At 28.7% G+C, this 23,384-nt stretch carries 25 protein-coding genes, 3 tRNA genes and 1 rRNA gene; 26 read left to right on the plus strand and 3 right to left on the minus strand.

Annotation, left to right across the window (positions count from 1 at the left end; genetic code table 11):
• The 3 genes from rrf to I4V63_RS08890 all read left to right on the plus strand — a co-directional run.
• Positions 1-103: ribosomal RNA gene (gene rrf, locus I4V63_RS08880) — 5S ribosomal RNA — on the plus strand; the annotation flags it as partial.
• Between the two features lie 5 nt (positions 104-108).
• Positions 109-184, plus strand: a tRNA-Phe gene (locus I4V63_RS08885).
• Between the two features lie 5 nt (positions 185-189).
• Positions 190-264, plus strand: a tRNA-Cys gene (locus I4V63_RS08890).
• Positions 265-408: 144 nt separating this feature from the next.
• Here I4V63_RS08890 and I4V63_RS08895 read toward each other — a convergent pair.
• Positions 409-1,353 carry a magnesium transporter CorA family protein gene (locus tag I4V63_RS08895; protein ID WP_196000940.1) on the minus strand — a complete coding sequence of 315 codons (945 nt, stop codon included), beginning with the start codon at positions 1,351-1,353 and terminating at the stop codon, positions 409-411.
• Positions 1,354-1,648: 295 nt separating this feature from the next.
• Between I4V63_RS08895 and I4V63_RS08900 the strand changes: the two genes are divergently transcribed.
• The 10 genes from I4V63_RS08900 (at position 1,649) to I4V63_RS08945 (ending at position 9,646) form a co-directional block, all read left to right on the plus strand.
• Entirely contained in the window at positions 1,649-2,128 is a 480-nt protein-coding gene (locus tag I4V63_RS08900; protein WP_196000941.1) for a hypothetical protein, read from the plus strand.
• Positions 2,129-2,511: 383 nt separating this feature from the next.
• Positions 2,512-2,730 carry a sigma factor G inhibitor Gin gene (locus tag I4V63_RS08905; protein WP_196000942.1) on the plus strand — a complete coding sequence of 73 codons (219 nt, stop codon included), beginning with the start codon at positions 2,512-2,514 and terminating at the stop codon, positions 2,728-2,730.
• A 38-nt stretch (positions 2,731-2,768) separates the two neighbouring features.
• A complete protein-coding gene (locus I4V63_RS08910) occupies positions 2,769-3,446 on the plus strand; it encodes a deoxynucleoside kinase (RefSeq protein ID WP_196000943.1) in 678 nt (225 codons plus the stop codon).
• A 241-nt stretch (positions 3,447-3,687) separates the two neighbouring features.
• Positions 3,688-4,023, plus strand: coding sequence for a cyclic-di-AMP receptor (locus I4V63_RS08915; protein WP_042401863.1), 336 nt, complete (start codon positions 3,688-3,690; stop codon positions 4,021-4,023).
• Positions 4,024-4,047: 24 nt separating this feature from the next.
• A complete protein-coding gene (locus I4V63_RS08920) occupies positions 4,048-4,980 on the plus strand; it encodes a DNA polymerase III subunit delta' (protein ID WP_196000944.1) in 933 nt (310 codons plus the stop codon).
• A 2-nt stretch (positions 4,981-4,982) separates the two neighbouring features.
• Complete coding sequence (locus tag I4V63_RS08925; protein WP_196000945.1) at positions 4,983-5,888, plus strand: stage 0 sporulation family protein; 906 nt, start codon at positions 4,983-4,985, stop codon at positions 5,886-5,888.
• Positions 5,889-5,900: 12 nt separating this feature from the next.
• Complete coding sequence (locus tag I4V63_RS08930; RefSeq protein ID WP_196000946.1) at positions 5,901-6,104, plus strand: heavy metal-associated domain-containing protein; 204 nt, start codon at positions 5,901-5,903, stop codon at positions 6,102-6,104.
• Positions 6,105-6,209: 105 nt separating this feature from the next.
• A complete protein-coding gene (locus tag I4V63_RS08935) occupies positions 6,210-6,380 on the plus strand; it encodes a 4Fe-4S binding protein (RefSeq protein WP_042401880.1) in 171 nt (56 codons plus the stop codon).
• A gap of 261 nt (positions 6,381-6,641) precedes the next feature.
• Positions 6,642-7,097, plus strand: coding sequence for a CtsR family transcriptional regulator (locus I4V63_RS08940; protein ID WP_196000947.1), 456 nt, complete (start codon positions 6,642-6,644; stop codon positions 7,095-7,097).
• A 110-nt stretch (positions 7,098-7,207) separates the two neighbouring features.
• On the plus strand, positions 7,208-9,646 hold the full coding sequence (locus tag I4V63_RS08945) for an ATP-dependent Clp protease ATP-binding subunit (RefSeq protein ID WP_196000948.1): 2,439 nt from the start codon (positions 7,208-7,210) through the stop codon (positions 9,644-9,646).
• Between the two features lie 76 nt (positions 9,647-9,722).
• On the opposite strand, the gene I4V63_RS08950 is transcribed toward I4V63_RS08945, so the two are convergent.
• Positions 9,723-9,884, minus strand: coding sequence for a hypothetical protein (locus I4V63_RS08950; RefSeq protein ID WP_196000949.1), 162 nt, complete (start codon positions 9,882-9,884; stop codon positions 9,723-9,725).
• A 138-nt stretch (positions 9,885-10,022) separates the two neighbouring features.
• On the opposite strand from I4V63_RS08950, the gene I4V63_RS08955 reads away from it, so the two are divergent.
• The 4 genes from I4V63_RS08955 to disA all read left to right on the plus strand — a co-directional run bounded on the left by I4V63_RS08955 (position 10,023) and on the right by disA (position 14,266).
• Positions 10,023-10,745, plus strand: a complete 723-nt coding sequence (locus I4V63_RS08955) for a GntR family transcriptional regulator (protein ID WP_196000950.1) — start codon at positions 10,023-10,025, stop codon at positions 10,743-10,745.
• On the plus strand, positions 10,742-11,473 hold the full coding sequence (gene nagB / locus I4V63_RS08960) for a glucosamine-6-phosphate deaminase (protein ID WP_196000951.1): 732 nt from the start codon (positions 10,742-10,744) through the stop codon (positions 11,471-11,473). Before I4V63_RS08955 ends, nagB begins: the two co-directional genes overlap by 4 nt.
• A gap of 114 nt (positions 11,474-11,587) precedes the next feature.
• Positions 11,588-12,979, plus strand: a complete 1,392-nt coding sequence (gene radA / locus I4V63_RS08965; RefSeq protein ID WP_196000952.1) for a DNA repair protein RadA — start codon at positions 11,588-11,590, stop codon at positions 12,977-12,979.
• A gap of 222 nt (positions 12,980-13,201) precedes the next feature.
• Entirely contained in the window at positions 13,202-14,266 is a 1,065-nt protein-coding gene (gene disA, locus I4V63_RS08970; protein WP_196000953.1) for a DNA integrity scanning diadenylate cyclase DisA, read from the plus strand.
• A gap of 70 nt (positions 14,267-14,336) precedes the next feature.
• Here disA and I4V63_RS08975 read toward each other — a convergent pair whose 3' ends face one another.
• Positions 14,337-14,735 carry a hypothetical protein gene (locus tag I4V63_RS08975; RefSeq protein WP_042401898.1) on the minus strand — a complete coding sequence of 133 codons (399 nt, stop codon included), beginning with the start codon at positions 14,733-14,735 and terminating at the stop codon, positions 14,337-14,339.
• Positions 14,736-14,992: 257 nt separating this feature from the next.
• On the opposite strand from I4V63_RS08975, the gene I4V63_RS08980 reads away from it, so the two are divergent.
• From I4V63_RS08980 to I4V63_RS09020, 9 genes are all read left to right on the plus strand, one after another.
• Positions 14,993-16,114 carry a PIN/TRAM domain-containing protein gene (locus tag I4V63_RS08980; protein WP_196000954.1) on the plus strand — a complete coding sequence of 374 codons (1,122 nt, stop codon included), beginning with the start codon at positions 14,993-14,995 and terminating at the stop codon, positions 16,112-16,114.
• A 12-nt stretch (positions 16,115-16,126) separates the two neighbouring features.
• Positions 16,127-16,801 (plus strand): 2-C-methyl-D-erythritol 4-phosphate cytidylyltransferase, encoded by a 675-nt coding sequence (gene ispD / locus I4V63_RS08985; protein ID WP_196000955.1) that lies wholly within the window; start codon positions 16,127-16,129, stop codon positions 16,799-16,801.
• Between the two features lie 443 nt (positions 16,802-17,244).
• Positions 17,245-18,954, plus strand: coding sequence for a proline--tRNA ligase (locus tag I4V63_RS08990; protein WP_196000956.1), 1,710 nt, complete (start codon positions 17,245-17,247; stop codon positions 18,952-18,954).
• A gap of 33 nt (positions 18,955-18,987) precedes the next feature.
• Positions 18,988-20,391 carry a cysteine--tRNA ligase gene (cysS, locus tag I4V63_RS08995; RefSeq protein WP_196000957.1) on the plus strand — a complete coding sequence of 468 codons (1,404 nt, stop codon included), beginning with the start codon at positions 18,988-18,990 and terminating at the stop codon, positions 20,389-20,391.
• 170 nt (positions 20,392-20,561) lie between these two features.
• The gene (locus tag I4V63_RS09000) at positions 20,562-20,975 is read left to right on the plus strand and encodes a ribonuclease III domain-containing protein (RefSeq protein ID WP_196000958.1); all 414 of its coding nucleotides are present in this window, start codon (positions 20,562-20,564) and stop codon (positions 20,973-20,975) included.
• Positions 20,976-20,993: 18 nt separating this feature from the next.
• The gene (rlmB, locus tag I4V63_RS09005; RefSeq protein ID WP_196000959.1) at positions 20,994-21,896 is read left to right on the plus strand and encodes a 23S rRNA (guanosine(2251)-2'-O)-methyltransferase RlmB; all 903 of its coding nucleotides are present in this window, start codon (positions 20,994-20,996) and stop codon (positions 21,894-21,896) included.
• Between the two features lie 23 nt (positions 21,897-21,919).
• On the plus strand, positions 21,920-22,429 hold the full coding sequence (locus tag I4V63_RS09010; protein WP_196000960.1) for an NYN domain-containing protein: 510 nt from the start codon (positions 21,920-21,922) through the stop codon (positions 22,427-22,429).
• Positions 22,430-22,464: 35 nt separating this feature from the next.
• Positions 22,465-23,112, plus strand: a complete 648-nt coding sequence (gene sigH / locus I4V63_RS09015) for an RNA polymerase sporulation sigma factor SigH (RefSeq protein WP_196000961.1) — start codon at positions 22,465-22,467, stop codon at positions 23,110-23,112.
• 78 nt (positions 23,113-23,190) lie between these two features.
• Positions 23,191-23,266 (plus strand) — tRNA-Thr (locus tag I4V63_RS09020).
• Positions 23,267-23,384: the final 118 nt, after the last annotated feature.

Below are 23,384 nucleotides of genomic sequence, written 5' to 3' on the forward strand. Positions count from 1 at the left end.
CGTAGAGGAAACACTCCTTCCCATTCCGAACAGGAAAGTTAAGCTCTACAGCGTCGATGGTACTGCACGGGTGACTGTGTGGGAGAGTAGAACGTTGCTAGGTAATGTGGCTCGATAGCTCAGTCGGTAGAGCAGAGGACTGAAAATCCTCGTGTCCCTGGTTCGATTCCTGGTCGAGCCACCAGGTATGGCGCCATAGCCAAGTGGTAAGGCAGAGGTCTGCAAAACCTTTATTCCCCAGTTCAAATCTGGGTGGCGCCTCCAAAAAAACCTACAAGTAATTCTTGTAGGTTTTTTATTTTGTGTTTTTATATAAATCATAAAATATAAGTAAGATAAAAACTATTCACAATATAAAATAAAATATCCACAACTAATTTAATATTAGTTGTGGATATTTTTAATATCTTAGCTAAACATATCTTTTTTATATAAGATGAAAGCAGTAAAAAGTGTTAAAATAATTGTAAGAAAAATAATTATAACGAAACCTTGAGGGTTATCCTGAAGTGGTAATGCTACATTCATTCCAAATATGCCACCAATTATAGTTGGGATAGCCATTAATATAGTAACAGAAGCTAAAACCTTCATAACTATATTAAGATTATTAGATATAACAGAAGCAAAGAAATCCATGGTACTAGATAAAATATTACTATAGATATCAGTCATTTCTATTGCTTGCTTATTTTCAATAATTACATCTTCTAGCACGTCTTGATCATCTTCATATTTTTGCATGATATCCATTTTTAACATTTTTTCTAAGGTTACTTCATTAGCTTTAAGCGAAGTAGAGAAATAAACTAGTGATTTTTCTAATGAATGTAATTGAATTAATTCTCTATTTTTCATAGATTTATGCAATCTTTTTTCAATCATTACGCTTTTTTTATCAATTTGTCTAAGATAAATTAAATAGTAAGTTGAAATTCTATTTAAAATTTGAAGTATGAATCTAGATTTCTTAAAAGAAAAGAATGATTTCACACGACCATTTATAAAATCAGTTATTATTCTGCTATTCTTTAAACATACTGTAATAATCTCTTTTTCAGAATGAATTATTGCTAAAGGATAAGTATCGTAAGTTAAAGAGTTATCCTCCATTTCTGTAAAGGGAATATCTACTACGACTAATGTAAAATCATCCTCTACATCTATTCTAGAAGTTTCTTCATCATCAAGTGGGGCTCTCAAAAAGCTTAATGGAACTCCAGTCTTTTTTGAAATTAATATTAACTCTTCGTCAGATGGGGCAACAATATTAATCCAACAACCATTTTCTATTGAATCTAATTGCTTTAATGTTGAATCTGTTTCGCTTATACTTTTATATATTTGAATCATTAATGTACCTCTCTATTAATCATGAAATTTATAATAAGATTATAACATAAAAGAAAATTTAAATCTGTGATTAACATTTTTATAGTATACATTTACATAGTATCTTATAATATAAGAAGTTAAATATTAATGATTAATAGTTAGTTTAGATAAGATATTTCAATTTATTTAATACATAGTGGACAAGATAGTGATATTAAAGAGAATATAGGGTTTGTAATTCTGTATATAAAATTAGTATAATCAGAATATTGTCAGAGGAAATAAGATAGAAATATTTGGAGGAAGTCCACATATGCATAAGGAGATTAAGCAGGGTAAAAAAACAGTTGCAATTATAATTTCGTTATTAACTATTACAGTTGCACTATATATATACCAATTTTCTAAAATGACTTTTGGGAAAAATATTACCATGAAATTTATATTACAGGTTCTTTTAATAATGGCAACTCTAATAGTTCTATTTATAGAAACTAGAAAGTGTAAAATTGCATATAAGTACTGTATAATTTCTGATAAACTTATAATTAATAAGATAAACAGTAAAAATGAAGAGAATGTGGAGAGCCTGAAAATAAGAGATATAATTTATATAGGTGAAAAAAATAATGTTCCTAAAGGTTATAGTAAATGTAAATGTAGTAGACATTATATTAGAAAGTTTGATAAGGCAAAAAAATTATTATGTATATATAAAAAAGAGGGTAAAATATATAAATTTGTTTTTGAGCCAAGCGATACGTTAGTTTCACGTATAAAATCTTATACTTAAAATAGAAAAGTATGAAATTAGAATAGCAAAATGAGATAGTCATTAAAGTTTAATGTGGCTATCTCATTTTTTTATGGTTTTTATTTTAAGCGTATTTATAGAACAAGATAGAATATGATTAAGTTTTCCTTTGAGGATTAAATTGTAATATAACAATATATTAGTTAGTATTTAATTTATTAATAGAAGGTTAGACAATGAAAATAATAGAAAGTTTTAGCAGAGTATATAATAGTATTGATTTTATAAAGTAATATTTTTAATTAATACTATGATTATTAGTTCCTATTTAAATCAAATAAAATATTTATATAAATTAGGAAATAGATAGTATATATATTAAATAATGGGCAAGACTTAATAAAAAAGGGAGGGTTAATTTTATGGATATTAGTAATAAGGATATATGGAGAGATGCAAAAAAATATTGTATAATATGTGAGAATGAATGTATTGGAAATGGAATTCAAATAATGAACAATTTTATTTGTGATAAATGTCTTGAAAAAATGAATATGGTAGATATTAATAGTGATGAATATGAAGTAATAAAAAATAAGATAAAAACGTCTATCGCAAATAAAATAATAAATAATAAATAAGTTATATAGAACTTAAGATAATCGAAAGGATGAGAAGGATGGGTAAAGGTAAATTAATAATTATTGAATCAGGTTCAGATGCGAGTGGAAAGGCTACTCAATCACAAAAATTATATGAAAGATTAATAAGTGAAGGAAGAGAGTGCTTAAAGATAACTTTCCCTGATTATGTGAGTGATTCATCAGCTCTAGTTAAGATGTACTTAAATGGAGATTTTGGAAAAGATCCAAATGATGTTAGTCCATATGTCTCATCGACTTTTTATGCAGCTGATAGGTATGCGTCTTATAAGACTAAATGGGGTGAGTTTTATGAGAATGGTGGAATTATTATAAGTGATAGATATACTACTTCAAATATGGTACATCAGGCTGCGAAGCTAAATGGTGAAGAGAAAGAGAAGTTTATTGAATGGCTATACGATTTAGAATTTAATATTTATCAAATTCCAAAGCCAGATCATGTTATATTCTTAGATGTTGATCCTGAAGTAAGCCAAGAGCTTATGAAAAATAGAGCTAATAAGTTTACGGGGGAAGAAACAAAAGATATTCATGAAAGTAATAAGGAATATTTGATGAATTCATATAAAAATTCTTTATATATTGCAGAAAAATATAATTGGGATGTTGTTAAGTGTTGTGAAAATTCTAAACTTAGAAGTATAGAAGAAATTAATGATGAAGTTTATGAAAAGGTAAAAAAATATATATAAATTTAAGATGGGTTGTTTAAAATAAGGGATTGTTTGAAGGATAGTTCTTTGTTTTTAACAATCCTCTTATTTTTATCACAAATTTTGTATTAGTATTAATAATTTAATATAGATAATAGTAGAAAATGAAAATAAAAATTCATATAATACATTATTTGAGGAGAAAATTTAGTAAATTCTTATATATTTATGATAAAATATATAAGAAGAATTTATTAGTATAAAAGTGGAGGTATATGGTATGAAACTAGTTTTAGCTATAGTACAAGATGATGACGCTATAGATTTAATTGAAGAGCTTACAGATAAAAATTATAGGGTAACTAAATTAGCAACTACGGGAGGTTTTTTAAAATCAGGGAATACTACTTTAATGATTGGGGTTGAAGAAAAAGTAGTAAAGGATGTTGTTAAAGTTATTGAGGATGTTTGCAAAAAAAGAAAAGAGATGGTATCTACGCCAACACCAAGTACAATCGGCAGTGGATCAGGAATGTATATGCCTTATCCAATTGAAGTAGAAGTTGGTGGGGCTACAGTCTTTGTTTTAGATGTTGATCAATTTTATAAAGTTTAATTAAGTTGATTAGGAGGTGTATGTATGAGAAACTTTATAGGATATAGTGATTTAATTAATAATTTTAAAGATAGATGTTTGAAAAATACACTTTCTCATGCACACCTCATTGCAGGAGAAGATGGAATCGGAAAAAGTAAATTAGCTAACATTTTGGCTAAGCTTATTTTAAATGGAGATTTAGAGAGAGAATATGTGGATATAATCAATTATAAGAGCAGTAAAGCATCTTTTGGAGTAGATGATGTTAGAGATATAATTGAGGAAGTATCTAAGAAACCTTTTGAAGGCAATAAAAAGGTTATAATTATACATGAGGGAAATAAGCTTACTATTCAAGCTCAAAATGCACTTTTAAAAACCATAGAAGAACCACCAATAGGAGTTCACATAATAATATTATGTGAGAGTTTAGAATTAATTTTAGATACAATAAAATCTAGGTGTGAGATATATAAATTAACGCCATTAACTAAGAATGAATTATATGAATATATAAAAATTAAAGGCTTTGATTATAATGAAAGTGATATAAGATCAGCAATAGCTTTTAGTGAAGGAATTCCAGGAAGAATAGATAGATATTTTAATGATGATAACTTAAGGGAATTAAGAAGCAAAGTTGTTGAAATAATTAAGAATTTAAATAAAAATGATATAGAAATTGTACTACAACAAGAAGAAGCTTTAAGTACTTTAAAGGATAATAAAGAAGAAGTATTAAATATATTTGGATCTTTTATTAGGGATATTTTAATAGATAAAGAAGTTGAAAATGAGGAATTTATCATAAATGGTGATAAACTTGAAGATATAAGAGAACTTACTAAAGAAATGTCATTTAGAAAGTTAAATAATATGATAAAGACAATAGAAGAAGCACGAAAAAATATTAAGAGTAATGTTAGTTGGGTAATGACACTACGAGTAATGTTAATGGGCTTCATGGAGGGTTAGTTATGATAAAGGTCGTAGGAGTTAGATTTAAGAAAGCTGGAAAGATATATTATTTTGATCCAGCAGATATGAATATACAAAAAGATACATATGTAGTAGTGGAAACAGCTAGAGGTATTGAATTTGGAGAATGTGTAATAGGAATAAAAGAAATAAATGAAAATGATATAGTTGCCCCACTTAAGAGTGTATTAAGAATAGCAACTGAAGAGGATATAGATAAACATTTCAAAAATAAAGATAAAGAAAAAGATGCATTTAATATATGTTTAAAGAAAATTCAAGAGCATGGGTTAACTATGAAACTTATAGATGTAGAATATACTTTTGACAATAATAAAGTTATATTCTATTTCACAGCAGATGGAAGAGTTGATTTTAGAGAATTAGTTAAGGATTTAGCAACAATATTTAAAACTCGTATAGAGCTTAGACAAATAGGAGTTAGAGATGAAGCTAAGATGTTAGGTGGGCTTGGGCCTTGTGGTAGACCAATGTGTTGTTCTAGCTTTTTAGGAGATTTCGCATCAGTTTCAATAAAGATGGCAAAAGAGCAAAACTTATCACTTAATCCAACTAAAATATCTGGAATTTGTGGAAGACTTATGTGTTGTTTAAATTATGAACAAAGTACTTATGAAGATATTAGAAAAAGAATGCCTAAAGTTGGATCAATAGTAAAGACAAGTGAAGGTACAGGAGAGGTATTTTCAAATAATATTGTTAAAGAAAGTGTTAAAGTTAAGCTTAAAAAGGGCGAAGAAGAAATATTAGAAGAATTTAAAATTGATACTATTGAACTAATTAAAGGTCATTATGAGGATTCAGTTGATGACGATGATATAAAATTAGAGGTAGAATCTGAAGAAGATAGAAAGTTAATTAAGAATTTGATTAAGGGTAACTAAGGAGGAGAATTAATGAAAGAACTAGTTAGAATTTCTAATTTAACTAGTCATGCAGACCTCTTAAAAATACGAAGTATAGTAAGTGATTACGTAGGAGTTCTAGCATGTGAAATTAATTTAAATAAAAAAGAGGTACATTTGGTATATGATAGAGCGAGTATATCTATAGATGAGATAATTAACGCTATTGAAACTTCTGGGTATATGGTGATTTAGGATATAAATTATATTAAAATTGTGTAAATTTAACTTTACCTTTAAAAAGAAAATTATGTATGATAAAATAATTATGTTATTAAAAAAGGTGGGGAGGTGTTTTTAATGGCATACGCAATTAATGATTCTTGTGTTAACTGTGGAGCTTGCGCTGCAGAATGTCCAGTTAACGCTATAAGCCAAGGAGATACTCAATTCGTTATTGATGCGGATACTTGTATCGATTGTGGAAACTGTGCAAATGTTTGTCCAGTAGGAGCTCCAGCTGAAGCTTAATTCCAATGAAAAGAGTCGTCATATTATGATGACTCTTTTTTTTTATGAAAAAAATAATTTATATCAAAAGTATGATTTAAATAATATTATAAATGATAATAAAATGGTTAAGAAAATTGAAAATAATAATAAGTTATATTTATTTCAATAAATCTTTAATAAAATGGCTGAAAATAATCAAATTATAGAATAGACATTAAAAAAAATTTTATATATAATTAAAGTCAAATAAGGTCAAAGTACGTTTAGGAAGGTGAAATTGTGGCAAGAATTTCAGATATGATAGCACAGTTTATAAATGACATGATAGAAGATGAAAAGAATAAGGAGGTAATTATTCAAAGAAATGAGTTAGCAGATAAATTTAATTGTGCTCCATCTCAAATTAATTACGTATTAACAACTAGATTCACTTCGGAAAAGGGTTATATGATTGAAAGTAGAAGAGGTGGTGGCGGTTATATAATAATCAAAAGAATGGAATATACTAATAAGGAAAAACAATTAGAGGCAATAAATAAAGCTATTGGATATAGTTTAACTTATAGTTCAGCTTTATTATTATTGGAACATCTATATGAAACTAAATTAATAACTAAAAGGGAACTTGAAATTGTAAAAATATCAATTAACGATAGAACATTATCAAATGCAGAAGATAAAAATAAGCTAAGAGCAGAAATACTTAAGGGTATTATAATGGTTATTTTATCATAATAATTATAGTAGATGATAAAACAAGTGGAGATAAAGGGTTGGGTCATATTTGCAGAATATAATAACAAGTTATATTTAATCTATATTTGATTATATTTGGAGGTGACACTGTGATTTTTGGGAGGTTTACAGAAAGAGCGCAAGTTGTATTAGTGGAAGCACAACAAGAGTCTCAAATTTTTAAACACGGTTATATTGGAACGGAACATGTTTTATTAGGAATATTAAAAGAAAATGGGTATGCAGGACAACTTTTAACTAATAAAGGAATTACTATAGATAAAGTGAAAAAGATGACTGAAGATTATTTAGGATTTGGTGATGACGAAGTTTCAACAGGTGAAATGCTATTAACACCAAGAGCAAAGAGACTTTTTGATGATAGTTTAGATATAGCAAGAAAGTATGGACATAGTTTTATAAATCCTGAGCATATATTACTAGCTTTAATAAATGAAGGTGAAGGCGTTGCTTTTACCATTTTAACAAGTAGTAAGGTTGATTTATCATCTGTTAAGCAAGATTTAGATAAATATATTTCAGGGAATGAGCTTAGAGAAAGTAAAAAGTCAGTGCAAAAGGAAAAGAAGCAAAATAAAACTCCTGTATTAGATCAATATAGTACTGATTTAACTCAAAGTGCCAAAGAGGGGAAATTAGATCCTGTAATTGGTAGAGAAGAAGAAACTGAAAGAGTATTGGAAATACTATGTAGAAGAATAAAAAATAATCCTTGCTTAATTGGTGAACCTGGGGTAGGAAAAACGGCTATAATTGAAGGTTTAGCACAAAAAATTATATCTGGAGATGCACCTGAGAGTTTAAGGGATAAAAGATTACTAGTGTTAGATATAACATCTATGATTGCAGGAGCAAAATATAGGGGTGAATTTGAGGAAAGATTAAAAAAGGTAATGAATGAACTTAAAAATGAAAATGATATTATAATCTTTATCGATGAAATTCACACCATAGTGGGGGCTGGAGGAGCAGAGGGAGCCATAGACGCCTCTAATATTTTAAAACCTGCATTAGCAAGAGGAGAAATAAAGTGTATAGGAGCAACAACAATCGATGAATACAGGAAACATATAGAAAAGGATGCTGCGTTAGAAAGAAGATTTCAAACAGTCAACGTTGATCCTCCATCTAAAGATGAAACTGTAAATATTTTATTTGGATTAAGAGATAAATATGAATCACATCATAAGGTTAAAATTACTGATGGTGCATTATATATGGCTGTAGATTTATCAGATAGATATATAAATGATAGATATATGCCAGATAAAGCCATAGATTTAATAGATGAAGCAGCAGCTAAAGTACGAATTTCAAGATTAACTCTTCCACCAGAGATTAAGAAAAAAGAATTAGATATTGAAAAAATAATCAATGAAAAAGAAGATGCAATTAAAAATCAAGATTTTGAAAAAGCAGCAAGTTTAAGGGATAATGAAAAGCAATTAAAAGAAGAGTTTGAAAAGATTAAAAATGAATGGAGGGCACATAGTTGTACTGAAGTTCAAATAGTTGATGAAGATGATATTGCAAAAGTTGTTTCAATATGGACTAAGGTTCCAGTAGAAAAACTAACTGAAAAGGAATCTGATAAGTTATTGCAGCTAGAAGATATTCTAAGGCAAAGAGTTGTAGGTCAGGATGAAGCGATAAAAGCTTTAACTAGAGCGGTTAAAAGAGCAAGGGTTGGACTTAAGAATCCTAATAGACCAATTGGAACTTTCATTTTCTGTGGACCAACAGGTGTTGGTAAAACCGAACTTTGCAATGTTTTAGCAGAAGTTATGTTTGGAAAGATAAGTAACTTGATTAGAATTGATATGTCTGAATATATGGAGAAACATTCAGTTTCAAGATTAATTGGAGCTCCTCCAGGATATGTAGGATATGAAGAGGGGGGACAGCTATCAGAGGCGGTAAGGAGAAAGCCTTATTCAGTTGTATTATTAGATGAGATTGAAAAGGCCCATCCAGACGTATTTAATATATTACTTCAAATTATGGAAGATGGAAGATTAACTGATGGAAAGGGAAAAACTGTAGACTTTAGAAATACTATAGTTATTATGACATCTAATGTTGGAGCTCAAAAATTAAAGAGTCAAAGAAGAGTTGGGTTTGAGATTAATTCTAATTTGAAAGAAGCAGAATATGAAAAGATGAAGGATATTGTACTAGGTGAATTAAAAAATGCCTTTAAGCCTGAATTTTTAAATAGGGTAGATGATATAATAGTATTTAATCAATTAAAGGAAGAAGATACATTACAAATAGTAAATATCATGTTAAAGGATACAATAAGTAGATTAAAAGAAAAGAATATTGATTTAGTTTACGATGAGGATTTAAATAAATTTCTTATTAATAAAAATAAGAATCTTGAATTTGGGGCAAGACCTTTAAGAGGAATAATTAATAGAGAAATAGTTGATAAATTGAGTGATGAATTGCTTAAGGGTGAAATTAAAGTTGGAGATAAATTAAAAGTTGAATGTAGAGATGAGATATTAGTATTTTCTCATAGGTGAGTGCTACAAACTTTTTAATTTAGGTAAGATAAAGTAAGGTGATTTATTTATCACCTTACTTTTTTATAATATTAAGCTATTTAATATTATTATCATTATTTAAATTAGAATTAATAACCATGTTTTCAATGTAATTTAAAGTAGAGCTATCTACATAATCACTAGATAAATTTTTAGGCTTATAATCATTTAAAATGTTTTTTGAGGGAACATTATTAAAATAAGATTTATCTATCAAAATACCATCTCCTTGGAAATTATATAGATAGTATTTCCATATAATAAATAAATATGTATATTTTTTATATTAAAAAAAAACAAACTGGTATAGACAACTATATGTATGTATAATATAATGGATTTGGGAGTGATATTTATGATAGATAAAAATAGTCCAATACCAGTATATTATCAATTAAAAAATGATTTAATAAAAAAAATTGCAAATGGCGTTTGGAAGTCTGGAGAATGTATATCAAGTGAAAGAGAACTTTGTGAAATTTATGAAGTCAGTAGGATGACTATAAGACAAGCTATTGGTGAATTAGTTCAGGAAGGAATCTTGATTAGAAAAAAAGGTAAAGGCACATTTGTATGTGAGCAAAAAGTAAATCAAAAGGATATGATGAGCTTTACTGAAATGATTAATCAAACTGGAAGAAGATTGAATACAGAGGTTGTAGAGTTTGAAGCTATAGATACTCCTGATGATATGCAGGATATTTTTATATTAGATAAGTTATATAAGATAACAAGAAAAAGAATAGTAGATGGGGAAAGCATAGCTTTAGAAACAGTATATATTCCAGTTGATTATTGTGGAAGTATGAATAAGGAAATGCTATCGGGATCATTATATAAGATTTTGGAAGGTTTTGGATATACAATTACTCATTCTAATTCCTCAATAGTTGCAGTTAATGTTAATGATGAAATAAGAGGGTTATTAGAGTGTGAAGAAGATACTCCTATACTAAAGATTATTAGCAAGACATTTACTAGTTCAGATAAGCTTTTATTTTTAGAAGAAGCATATTACAAATCAGATAAGTTTACATTACAAGTTAATATTTCAAGGAAAGAGGGAGAATTATTATGAATTTAATAGTTGTTGATAATTATGAGGAATTAAGTAAGGTAGCAGCAAAAGAGTTTGCTAAAGTAATAAATGACAAACCAAATGCAGTTTTAGGGCTAGCAACTGGAGGTTCTCCAGTTGGAATGTATAAAGAATTAATTAAGATGTATGAAAATAAAGAATTAGATTTTTCTAAAATTACAACAGTAAATCTTGATGAATACGTTGGATTAAACCCTGAGCACGAACAAAGTTATAGACAGTTCATGAATGAAAATTTATTTAAATATATTAATGTAGATATAAAAAATACTTTTGTGCCTAATGGATTAGCAAAGGATTTAGAGTTAGAATGTAAAGAGTATGATAAAAAGATTGAAGAATTAGGTGGAATAGATATTCAGCTTTTAGGTGTAGGAAATAATGGACATATAGCATTTAATGAACCAGATGAAGAATTATCTTCAGGAACTCATATAATAACATTAACGGAAGACACTATTAAAGCTAATGCAAGATTTTTTGATAATGAAGAAGATGTGCCAAGAAGAGCAGTAAGTATGGGTGTAGGTGGAATAATGAAGTCAAAGAAAATAGTTTTAATTGCTTCAGGAGAAAGTAAGGCAGAAGCTATTAAAGGATTATTCTCAGGGAAGATAACAACAGACAATCCTGCATCTATGTTACAAATGCATAGAGATGTTACAGTAATTGTAGATAAAGCGGCAGCAACACTTATAAATAAATAATAATTTTAAAAATGAGGTTTTTATATAGCCTCATTTTTTTATATTTCAAGTTATGTTATATTATAATAAAGAAAATTAGAGGATAAAATTTATATAGATAAGAAGGTGAATAATATGGCAAAGATAAAATCTGTATTCGTATGTGAAGAATGTGGATATGAATCACCGAAGTGGATGGGGAAATGTCCGGATTGTAATAATTGGAATACCTTTACTGAGGAACAAGTAGTTCAACAAAATAAGTCAGTAAAAGAAGCAATTAAAGTTAGGGAGTTGTCAAGAAAGCCTATTAAAAAGTTATCAGAAGTAACTTCAAGTAAAAGCGATAGGATTGTAACAGGAATAAGTGAGTTTGACAGGGTAATGGGTGGTGGAATAGTTAAGGATTCTATTACTATAATAACAGCACGTCCAGGTGCAGGAAAATCAACGCTCTTATTACAAGTTGCTGATAATATAGCTAGAAGTGGATTTAAAGTTATATATGCTTCAGGTGAAGAAAGCGATAGCCAAATTAAGAATAGGGCAGATAGAATTTTAAAAAATATTAATGATAATATTTGGGTAGTACAAGAGACTAGCATGGATAATGTAGTAGCTGCAGTTAATGAAATAGATCCAGATTTGATTATAATAGATAGTATTCAAACATTTACTATGGATAGCTTTTTACCAGCAAGAGCGGGGTCACCAACACAAACTATGGAGTGTGCGAATGAGTTATTAAGAATTGCTAAAGATAATAAAAGACAGCGTGCAGTAATTATTGTTGGGCAAATGACTAAGGCTGATGAATTAGCAGGATTAAGAGCATTGGAACACCTAGTAGATACTGTATTAATTATAGAATGCGATACGGATGAAGAACTAAGAGGATTAGTAAGTTCTAAAAATAGATTTGGAAGTACTGGAGAAACAGGTTTTTTCCAAATGTCTGAAAAAGGAATGGTATCAATAGATAATCCATCGGAGTTTTTTATGACTAAAAGGGAAGAGGGAGAGGTTGTTTCAGGAAGTACTTTAACTGTTATAAAAGAAGGATCTAGACCTATAATTACAGAGGTAGAAAGTTTAGTATCTAAAACATTTACTCCGTATCCTACAAGAATTGGAGAAACATTAGGTAAGGATAAACTTAATACTTTAATATCTATTTTAGAGCAAAGGGGCGGAATAGGACTTTATGATAAGAATGTTATTATAAAGACTACTGGTGGAATGAGAATAAAAGAACAGGGAATAAATTTAGCTGTTATTATGAGCATAGTTTCATCTGTAAAACAAAGGGGAATTGAAGCAAATATTGCTTTTATAGCTGATGTAGGGCTTACAGGCGAATTGAAAAAGGTACCTTCCATAGAAATTAGAGTAAAAGAACTTGCAAGAATGGGATTTAAGAAGGTATATGTAGCTAAAGATTCATTTAATAAAGAGGTAAAAATACCCAATATAAAAATAATGTCTATGAAAACATTAAATGATGTTATAGCAGATGTATATAAATAATATAATTATGTAATAAAGTAAGTATAGTAAGTTATACTTACTTTTTTTGTAGAAAAAACTATAAAGAATATTATTTATAAATATTTACAAAATCATTGAGTTAATATTTATATAATAGTAATATTATATATGTTAGGAAACGAATAATAATGATAAGCTAAGAAGTATTGGCTTATTTATATAAATAGAGATATGAATTGAAAATAAAAGTTAGGTGATTGCATGAGAATTAAGGATGATAATGAAATAAAAAATATATTAAAGATAGTTAGTCCTGGAACATATTTAAGAGAAGGCTTAGAAAATATTTTGAGAGCTAAAACAGGAGGGTTAATAGTTTTAGGAGATTCTGATGAGGTAATGCGTATTGTTGATGGAGGATTTAATATTAATTCTGAATATACTCCAGCATATATATACGAATTGGCTAAAATGGATGGAGCAATAGTATTAAGTCAAGATTTAAGAAAAATTGTTTGTGCTAATGCACAATTATTACCAGATCCAACAGTTCAAACATATGAAACAGGAACAAGACATAGAACGGCACAGAGAATAGCTAAGCAAACGGACACAATTGTTGTAGCGATATCTCAAAGAAGAAATATTATTACTGTATATAAAGGTGATATAAAATATGTATTACAAGATAGTAGTGTAATTTTAGCAAGAGCAAATCAAGCAATCCAAACCCTAGAAAAGTATGTAAATGTATTAGAGAGAGTAATAAATAATTTAAATATATTAGAATTTCAAGATTTAACAACGGTTTTTGATGTTGTAACTGCAATACAAAGAACAGAAATGGTAATGAGAATCGTAGAAGAAATAAAAAGATATATATTAGAACTTGGAAATGAGGGTAGATTAATTTCTATGCAATTAAATGAGTTAATAAGATATATTGAAAGAGATGGAATTCTTTTAATAAGAGACTATTGTGGAGAAAATGCTGATCATAATAACATTTATAAAGAAATTCAAAAGTTAAACTCTGAAGAGTTAGTAGATTTAGAGATCATAGCAAAGGTACTTGGATTTGGAGGTGTTTCAGTAGTAGATACATTAATATCACCTAAGGGATATAGAATATTATTTAAAATTCCAAGAATACCTACTAATATAATTGAAAATTTAATTAAGCATTTTAAAGAATTAAAATATGTAATAGCTGCAAGTAAGGAAGAATTAGATCAAGTAGAAGGTATTGGAGAAGCTAGGGCTACAGCAATCAGAAGCGGACTAAAGAGAATAAAAGAACAAATCTATTTAAAGAAGGAACTTTAGTAATAAATTAAGAATATTAATAAGACTTAATGGTAAAAATATATAAGCAGGTAAAAACCTGCTTATATATTTATCTAAAGGTAAATTTACCCAGTGTATTCATTTTGTCACTTTCTTTTAGTAAAACATCATAAAGATTTATATCAAGCGCATTACAAAGGGAAGTAAGATAAAACAAATTATTTCCAATTTCTCTTTCTATAACCTCACGACAGTTATCACATAAACAACCATCAAGATGAGTTTTTAAGCAGTTTGATAAATCTTCCAATGAGTTGTCATCGTTTGGCAAACATTGTTTTTTTGCATTTATCTCAATGCAACCACAGTTAGTTACGGCTTTAGCTACAGCTCGGTTAATTCTACAACTGGATTCAGTATATTTAGTTAATATATCAAGAATGCTTTTATGCCTTAGTAGGGATTCACTGACGTCATTTTGAAAGCTATCGAATATAATGTCTTTCATTTGCCTCAACTCCTTAGAAATATAATTCATAATTAAATTATAAGTATTTTCAGACAATTTTGTCAATACAAGCCTTATCTGTATTGGCTTAATATTATAATAAACAACCTGGTCATATTTTGATAGGGGGTATTAAAATTTAATTTATTCTTTAAAGTTAAAATTTAGTAATAGTAATATAAATAATATGGTATAATAAAAATGGTTATTTATAACTATTACTTAAATTAAAAGTAATTTAAATAGGAGGTGAGTTTTTGTTTAAGAAGGGATTAAAAATTATTTTTACTCTTTTAGGATTAGTGGTAGGATATATCATTGCAGAAGCTATATTAGCAATTAATACAGGGCTTAGAATTAATATAATAAAAGGTGTAGTAGCTACTACGATATTTTATATTTTATGTGTTTTGCTTTTCGGAATTATTTTTTATTTTATTTCGCCAGGGTTATATAAAGTAATATCTAGCACTATAGATAAAATTGAAAAAAACATTCAAAGATTAAGTGCACAAGAGTTAATTTACGGAAGTGCAGGATTGTTAATTGGATTGATTATTGCAGCATTTATTGGAGCTCCTTTATCAGGAATATTTGTAGGGATACATCCTGCAATTGGGCCAATAATATTTGTATTATTAGAACTTATTGCGGCCATATTAGGTGCAGAAATATTTATAAAAAAGAAGGATGATATTTCTTCAACGTTACTTATATTTAAAAGAAATAATCAAAGAGAAAGAGAAAAAGAGAAAGATAAGAAAAGTAGAGGTTATGCGAAGGGAAATGCTAAAGTTTTAGACACATCTGTAATTATAGATGGAAGAATATTTGATTTATGTCAAACTGGATTTATAGAAGGAACTTTAGTTATACCTAGCTTTGTTTTAGATGAGCTTAGACATATATCAGATTCTTCAGATTCACTAAAAAGAAATAGAGGAAGAAGAGGGTTAGATATATTAAATAAGATTCAAAAGGAATTAGAAATTGAAACTCAAATTTGGGAAGGTGACTTTAAAGATATTGCTGAAGTTGATAGTAAGTTATTGAAATTAGCTCAAAAGTTAGGTGGGAAAGTAATAACTAATGATTTCAATTTAAATAAAGTTGCAGAATTCCAAGGAGTTCCTGTTTTAAATATAAATGAATTGGCTAATGCAATTAAGCCAGTAGTACTTCCAGGTGAGGAAATGAAAACTATAGTTATTAAAGATGGTAAAGAATCTACTCAAGGTATTGGATACTTAGATGATGGAACTATGATTGTAGTTGAAGGTGGAAAGAAGTACATTGGAGAGGAAATTTTAGTTATTGTAACGTCTGTTCTTCAAACATCTGCTGGAAGAATGATTTTTGCAAAACCAAAAGATAATTAAAGGAGAACTCAAATGATAAGTGCTATTATTTTAGCTGGTGGTAAAGGAAAACGCATGGGGGCACCTGTTAGTAAGCAATTTATTGAGATAAAAGGAAAGCCTATTATTTATTATACAATAAAAAAATTTAGTGAAAATAAAAAAATAAACAATATAGTAGTTGTATTACCTAAAGATGAAATAGATTATTTTAAAGAAAATATTTTAGAAAAATATAATTTGAATATAGATAATATAGTTATAGGTGGTACAGAAAGACAAGATTCTGTATATAATGGCCTTAAAAGTTTAGAAGGTACTAATACAGATATTGTATTAATACATGATGGAGCAAGGCCTTTTATTTCTAATAGAATAATAGATGATGGAATTAGATTTGCTCAAATTTATGGAGCATGTGCACCAGGAGTCATGCCTAAAGATACAATTAAGGTTAAAAATGAAAAAAACTTTTCGATTAGTACACCAGATAGAGAGAGTTTAGTATCAATACAAACTCCTCAAGTTTTTAAGTTTAATGAAATATTAGAATGTCATGAAAAGATAAAAATTAATAATTATATTGTAACAGATGATACTATGGTAGCAGAGAAATGTGGATATAGTGTATATATTTATGATGGTGAATATACTAATATTAAAGTTACAACTCCAGAAGATTTAATTTTAGGTGAAAAGCTTATTTAATTTGAATTCCATTATGTTGACAGAGTATTTTTAAGATTATATAATAAATTAATCAAAAAAGAATATTACTAAAGCAGTGATGAAGAATAGTAGAAATCGCTAATCAGAGAGAAAATCCTTTGGCTGTAAGATTTTCAACAGATTTTGAACCAGCTTTTGAGTTGTAGGTAAAAACTATCGGTTTAACACCGTTATCATTATTAAAGCACAAATTTAGGTGGTACCGCGGATACAAGTTCGCCCTAATTCTATATTAGGGACGGACTTTTTTTATTTATAAACAAAAGGATGCATGGATAAATTAATGATAAAAGTAAGGAAAGGCTTATTTAATAAAATTAGGGGGAAATTTATTAATAGGTTTTAGTACAATTATCAATTTCTAATGCTCTAGTAATTAAGAAATAAAATATTAGATAGAGAAAATCAGGAGGAAAATAATTATGAAGATGTCAAATATGTTAGTATCAACATTAAGAGAAGTGCCAGCAGAAGCTGAAATAGATAGTCATAAGCTTATGCTTAGAGCTGGAATGATTAGAAAAATGGCAGCAGGTATATATAATTATATGCCAATTGGATTAAAGGTTTTAAAGAATATAGAAGAAATAGTTAGAGAAGAAATGAATGCAGCTGGAGCGCAAGAATTTTTAGCTTCTGCAGTATTACCAGCAGAGTTATGGCAAGAATCTGGTAGATGGGATGTTTACGGAGATGAAATGTTTAGATTAAAGGATAGAAATAACAGAGATTTCTGTCTTGGGCCAACACATGAAGAAGTATTTACAGATATAGCTAGAAATGAAATAAAGTCATATAAGCAATTACCAGTAAATCTTTATCAAATTCAAACGAAGTATAGAGATGAAAGAAGACCAAGATTTGGTATTATGAGATCTAGAGAATTCATAATGAAAGATGCTTATAGTTTTGATAAGGATCAAGCTGGATTGGATCTATCTTATGATAAAATGCATGATGCATATGTAAAGATTTTTAATAGATGTGGAATTGATGCTAAATGCGTTGCTGCGGATTCAGGAGCAATTGGAGGATCAAACTCAGCAGAATTTATGGTTAAATCAGAAGTTGGTGAAGATGATGTAGTATTCTGTACATCTTGTGATTATGCAGCTAATATAGAAAAAGCTGAAGCTACGCCAGAAAGAGCAGAAATTGAAGAATTATTAGAGATGGAAAGGGTAGCTACTCCAGATAGTAGAGGAATAGAAGAAGTTTCAACGTTCTTAAATGTGTCACCAAAGAAGACTGTTAAGCTATTAATGTTTAATGTAGATGGAAAAATAGTAGGTGTAGTTGTTAGAGGAGATAGAGAAGTTAATGAAGTAAAAGTAGCTAATGCTGCAAAAGCTTCAGGAGATATAGCTATGGCTTCTCATGAAGAATATACAAAAGCTACAGGTTGTGAAGTTGGATTTGGAGGACCAGTAGGGATAAAGGTAGACTTATTATTAGTAGATGAAGAAGTCACTTACATGTATAACATGATATTAGGAGCTAATGAAACAGGATACCACTTAAAGAATGTTAACTATGGAAGAGACTTTGAAGGTACTGTAGGAGATTATAGAAAAATTGAAACAGGAGAAAAATGTCCAGAATGTGGAGCTGAAGTTACTATAGCAAGGGGAACAGAAGTAGGTCACATATTTAAATTAGGAACTAAATATTCATCAGCTATGAATGCTACATTTATAGATGAAAATGGTAAAAACACTCCATTTGTTATGGGATGTTATGGTATTGGTGTTACAAGAACAATGGCATCAATAATTGAGCAACATCATGATGAAAGTGGAATAATATGGCCTCTTTCAGTTGCACCATACCATGTATCAGTTATTCCAGTAAATATTAAAGATGAAGCTCAAATGGAAATAGCTAATAAACTATATGAAGATTTAAGAAAAATTGGTGTAGATGCTATATTAGATGATAGAAACGAAAGACCAGGAGTTAAATTTAAGGATTCAGAACTTATTGGAATTCCAATGAGAGTTACTGTTGGTAAGAAAATAACTGATGGTGAAGTTGAATTTAAATTAAGAGATGGTGAGATGGAAGTAATAAAAATTGATGATGTTATAGAAAAAGTAAAATCTCAATTTGAAAGTAATAATATAAAATTATAGGATAGAAAAAATAAAAAAAGGAGGAATTTCATAATGAAAATATATAATTCTTTAACTAGAAAAAAAGAAGAATTTGTTCCTATAGTACCAGGGAAGATAAGCATGTATGTTTGTGGGCCAACAGTATATAACTATTTTCATATAGGAAATGGAAGAACGTTTATTGTTTTTGATACTATAAGAAGATATATGGAATATAGGGTATATGAAGTTAACTTTGTTCAAAATTTTACTGATATAGATGATAAAATGATAAATAAAGCTAATGAAGAGCATACTACAGTAAAAGAAATTGGAGATAAATATATAGCAGAATATTATAAAGATGCTGATGGGCTTAATATAAAAAGAGCAACAACAAATCCAAGAGCAACTGAGTATATTTCAGAGATAATTGAATTTGTGTCTGGATTAATAGAAAAAGGATATGCTTATGAAGTTGATGGAGATGTTTATTTTAGAACTAAAAAGTTCGAAAGTTACGGACAGCTTATAGGTCAAAATCTTGATGATTTAAGATCAGGAGCAAGAATTAATGTGGATGAAAGAAAAGAAGATCCTGTAGATTTTGCTATTTGGAAAGCTCAAAAGCCAGGTGAACCAGGTTGGGAATGCCCATGGGGTGTTGGAAGACCAGGATGGCATATTGAGTGTTCATGCATGGCCAAGAAATTACTTGGAGAAACTATTGATATACATGCTGGAGGAATGGACTTAGCATTTCCACATCATGAAAATGAGATAGCTCAAAGCGAAGCTTTAACAGGTAAGAAATTTGCAAACTATTGGATGCATGCAGCATTCTTAAATGTTAATAATCAAAAGATGTCTAAGTCTTTAAATAATTTCTTAACAGCAAGAGATGCTTTAAAGGAATATGATGCTGATGTAATTAGATTCTTAATGCTTTCAGGACATTATAGAATCCAATTGAATTTTAGTAATGATTTATTAGAATCAGCTAAGGCTTCAGTTGAAAGATTATATAATGCAATTGGAAATTTAGAAAATTTAATTTCAGAAGTAAAAATTAATGAAATGACAGAAGATGAGGTTAAGTATTTAAATTCATTAGATGCTTATAGACAAAGATATATTGAAAAAATGGATGATGATTTCAATACAGCCGATGCGATATCTGTATTATTTGATTTAATAAGAGATATCAATAGTAATGTTGGAATAAATTCATCAAAGGAATTATGCGAAAAAGCATTAGAATTAATTAGAGAATTAGGTTCGCCTTTAGGAATACTACAAAAGACAACTAAGGGGAATTTAGAAGAAGAAATTGAAGCTTTAATAGCTGAAAGACAACAAGCTAGAAAAGATAGAAATTTCGCTTTAGCAGATAAAATAAGAGATGATTTAAAAGCTAAAGGTATAGAACTTCTAGATACTCCACAAGGTGTTAGATGGAAAAAATTGATTAATTAATTTATTAAAAATATAAAAGAAATTAAAGTAGAGTTAAGAGAGAAGGATTAGTGGGTTCCTAATAAATTTTAATAAACTTTCATAGAAGTTTATTCCTTCCTTTTAACTCTTAGTTTTTAATTACTATTGTAATAAATATGGTTATTATATAATTGAGGAGAAATTAAAAGATGCTTAAGGATTTAAGAGTAAGAGAATTTACGGAAAAAGAAGCACGACTTCTAAATCCACTTCAACTTGCATTAGTAGGTGATGGAGTTTATGAACTTTTTATTAGAAACCACATATTATCTGAAAATATTGAGTTAACTGCCCATAAAATACATGTTAAAGCAATCGGATATGTTAAAGCTAAAAGTCAAGCAGTTATTATGCATAAAATTGAAGATAAATTAACTGAAGATGAAAGTTATATCTATAAAAGAGGAAGAAATGCTAAATCAGCCACAGTTCCTAAAAATGCAGATGTAAGAGATTATAGAATGGCAACAGGTTTTGAAGCGTTAGTAGGATATCTATATTTAATAGGTAATACTGAAAGATTAGAGTTTATATTAAATAATGCAATTTCCATAGAACTATAAGAAAAAAGGAGAATAGTTATGACTAAGAGAGAGAATCCAAGAAGAAGAGAAAGAGAATTTAATAAATTCCAAGAGAAAAGTAATAGGATACAAGAAAAAAATAATAGATTCCAGGATAGAAGAGAAGAAAAAAAAGATAGAAATTATGTTTCTGGAACAAGAGAAACAAGTAGTGAAGCGATAAGAGAAGATTTAGTAATTGGAAGAAATGCTGTAATTGAAGCATTGAAAAGTGATAGAACAATAGAGTGTTTATATATAAGTAAAGGTGATTTAGAAGGATCAGTAAAGGTTGCTTTAGGATTAGCAAAGGATAAAGGCGTTGTAGTTAAGGAAGCTGATAGAAGAAAATTGGATGTAATGTGTGAAGGATTAAATCACCAAGGAATTATTGCAAAAGTTACTCCTTTTAAATATTGTGAAGTAAATGATATATTAGAATATGCGAAAAGAAAAGATGAAAAGCCTTTTATAGTAATATTAGATGAAATTGAAGACCCACATAACTTAGGATCGATAATAAGAACGGCAGAGCTTTGTGGAGTTCACGGTATTATTATACCTAAGAGAAGAAATGTTGGAGTGACATCTACAGTTTACAAATGTTCAGCTGGAGCAATAGAGCATATGAGAATTGCAAAGGTTACTAATATAAATGCAACTATAGATATTTTAAAAGAACAAGGGATTTGGATTTATGGTGCAGATATAGATGGAAAAGATTATAGCTACAACACTGATTTTTCAGGTGCTTGTGCATTAATAATAGGAAGCGAAGGGAAAGGAATTTCTAATTTAACTCTTAAAAAGTGTGATTTATTAGTAAAAATCCCTATGATAGGAAAAATTAACTCTTTAAATGCTTCGGTTGCAGGTGGTATAATGATGTATGAGGTTTTAAAAGGTAGATTAACTAAATAATTTAGTGCACGTAGGGGTAAGCAGTGAAATTTATATTTATAGATGGATATAATGTAATAAATAGTTGGAGTAATTTAAAGAGTGAAAAAGAGATAAGTTTAGATAGTGCTAGACAAAAGCTTATAGATATTTTACATAATTATGGTGCTATTCATCAGTGCAAAATTATGTTAGTATTTGATGGGTATAGAGTAGCTGGTAATTTAGAAAATAAATATGAACACAATAAAAATCTAACAGTAGTATTTACTAAAAGTGGTGAAACAGCAGATGCTTATATTGAAAGAGAGATACATAATATTGGTAGAAGATTTGAAGTATCGGTGGTTACATCTGATTCATTGGAACAACAGACAATTTTCCAAAGGGGTGCAACTAGAATTTCAAGTATAGAATTCTATAATATGGTATTTGATACATCGGAAGATATAAGAAAAGCAACTAAAAAAGTATATACTTCACATAAAAGTACTGTACAGGATAATATTGATGATGATATTTTAAAAAAATTAGAGGCTATGAGGCGTGGGTAAATATAAAGGCGCTTTTTGGGAATGGAGGGGGATTTGTGGATAACAAAGATTATTCGAATGAGATAGCAAGTGAATTTGAAGGAATGTCAGAAGAAGAAATTGTGGTTGAAGCAAAAAATGGAAATAGTAGAGCTCAAGAATATGTTATTTCTAAATATGAAAGCTTTGTTAAGGTAAAATCTAAATCGTATTTCCTGATTGGGGCTGATAAAGAGGATATATATCAAGAAGGAATGATTGGTTTATATAAAGCAATAAGAGATTTTAATTATGAAAAATCAACTACATTTAGAGGGTTTGCTGAGTTATGTATAACCAGGCAGATAATTACTGCAATAAAAACAGCAACAAGGCAAAAACATATTCCATTAAATACATATGTATCTCTTAATAAACCTGTATCAGAAGATGATTCAGAAAGAACACTTTTGGATATACTATCAAGTATGAAGATAAGTGATCCAGAAGAACTTATTATTGGAAAAGAAGAAAAAAGGTATATTGAAGAAGCAATTTCAAAAGTGCTTTCTGATTTAGAAATGGAAGTGTTACAATCTTATCTTGATGGTAAGTCTTATCAAGAAATTGCATGTGATTTAGATAGACATGCAAAGTCTATAGATAATGCACTTCAGAGGGTGAAAAGAAAGCTTGAAAAGTGCCTTTCCGACACTAAAGAATAATAGTAAATTAATATTGACAAAAAAAACAAATGATAGTAAACTTTATAATTGGTATATTAAAGTGAATAGCACTTTAATGCTCATGTAGCTCAGTTGGCAGAGTGTCGCCTTGGTAAGGCGGAGGTCGTCGGTTCAATCCCGATCATGAGCTCCATGGAGAATATAAATTAGTATGCAAACGCTAGGCAAAGTTTATTTAAAAATAAGGAGGAATTTCAAATGGCAAAGCAAAAGTTCGAAAGAAGTAAACCACACGTAAATATCGGAACAAT

Origin of the sequence: Clostridium sp. 1001271B_151109_B4, assembly GCF_015670405.1 — a bacterium.
Taxonomy (GTDB): domain Bacteria; phylum Bacillota; class Clostridia; order Clostridiales; family Clostridiaceae; genus Clostridium.

Bases quoted from the DNA above. Each gene is read 5' to 3' on its own strand.
- I4V63_RS08895 (WP_196000940.1), bottom strand. From the start codon at position 1,353: ATGATTCAAATATATAAAAGTATAAGCGAAACAGATTCAACATTAAAG.
- I4V63_RS08900 (WP_196000941.1), top strand. From the start codon at position 1,649: ATGCATAAGGAGATTAAGCAGGGTAAAAAAACAGTTGCAATTATAATT.
- I4V63_RS08905 (WP_196000942.1), top strand. From the start codon at position 2,512: ATGGATATTAGTAATAAGGATATATGGAGAGATGCAAAAAAATATTGT.
- I4V63_RS08910 (WP_196000943.1), top strand. From the start codon at position 2,769: ATGGGTAAAGGTAAATTAATAATTATTGAATCAGGTTCAGATGCGAGT.
- I4V63_RS08915 (WP_042401863.1), top strand. From the start codon at position 3,688: ATGAAACTAGTTTTAGCTATAGTACAAGATGATGACGCTATAGATTTA.
- I4V63_RS08920 (WP_196000944.1), top strand. From the start codon at position 4,048: ATGAGAAACTTTATAGGATATAGTGATTTAATTAATAATTTTAAAGAT.
- I4V63_RS08925 (WP_196000945.1), top strand. From the start codon at position 4,983: ATGATAAAGGTCGTAGGAGTTAGATTTAAGAAAGCTGGAAAGATATAT.
- I4V63_RS08930 (WP_196000946.1), top strand. From the start codon at position 5,901: ATGAAAGAACTAGTTAGAATTTCTAATTTAACTAGTCATGCAGACCTC.
- I4V63_RS08935 (WP_042401880.1), top strand. From the start codon at position 6,210: ATGGCATACGCAATTAATGATTCTTGTGTTAACTGTGGAGCTTGCGCT.
- I4V63_RS08955 (WP_196000950.1), top strand. From the start codon at position 10,023: ATGATAGATAAAAATAGTCCAATACCAGTATATTATCAATTAAAAAAT.
- nagB (WP_196000951.1), top strand. From the start codon at position 10,742: ATGAATTTAATAGTTGTTGATAATTATGAGGAATTAAGTAAGGTAGCA.
- radA (WP_196000952.1), top strand. From the start codon at position 11,588: ATGGCAAAGATAAAATCTGTATTCGTATGTGAAGAATGTGGATATGAA.
- disA (WP_196000953.1), top strand. From the start codon at position 13,202: ATGAGAATTAAGGATGATAATGAAATAAAAAATATATTAAAGATAGTT.
- I4V63_RS08975 (WP_042401898.1), bottom strand. From the start codon at position 14,735: ATGAAAGACATTATATTCGATAGCTTTCAAAATGACGTCAGTGAATCC.
- ispD (WP_196000955.1), top strand. From the start codon at position 16,127: ATGATAAGTGCTATTATTTTAGCTGGTGGTAAAGGAAAACGCATGGGG.
- I4V63_RS08990 (WP_196000956.1), top strand. From the start codon at position 17,245: ATGAAGATGTCAAATATGTTAGTATCAACATTAAGAGAAGTGCCAGCA.
- cysS (WP_196000957.1), top strand. From the start codon at position 18,988: ATGAAAATATATAATTCTTTAACTAGAAAAAAAGAAGAATTTGTTCCT.
- I4V63_RS09000 (WP_196000958.1), top strand. From the start codon at position 20,562: ATGCTTAAGGATTTAAGAGTAAGAGAATTTACGGAAAAAGAAGCACGA.
- rlmB (WP_196000959.1), top strand. From the start codon at position 20,994: ATGACTAAGAGAGAGAATCCAAGAAGAAGAGAAAGAGAATTTAATAAA.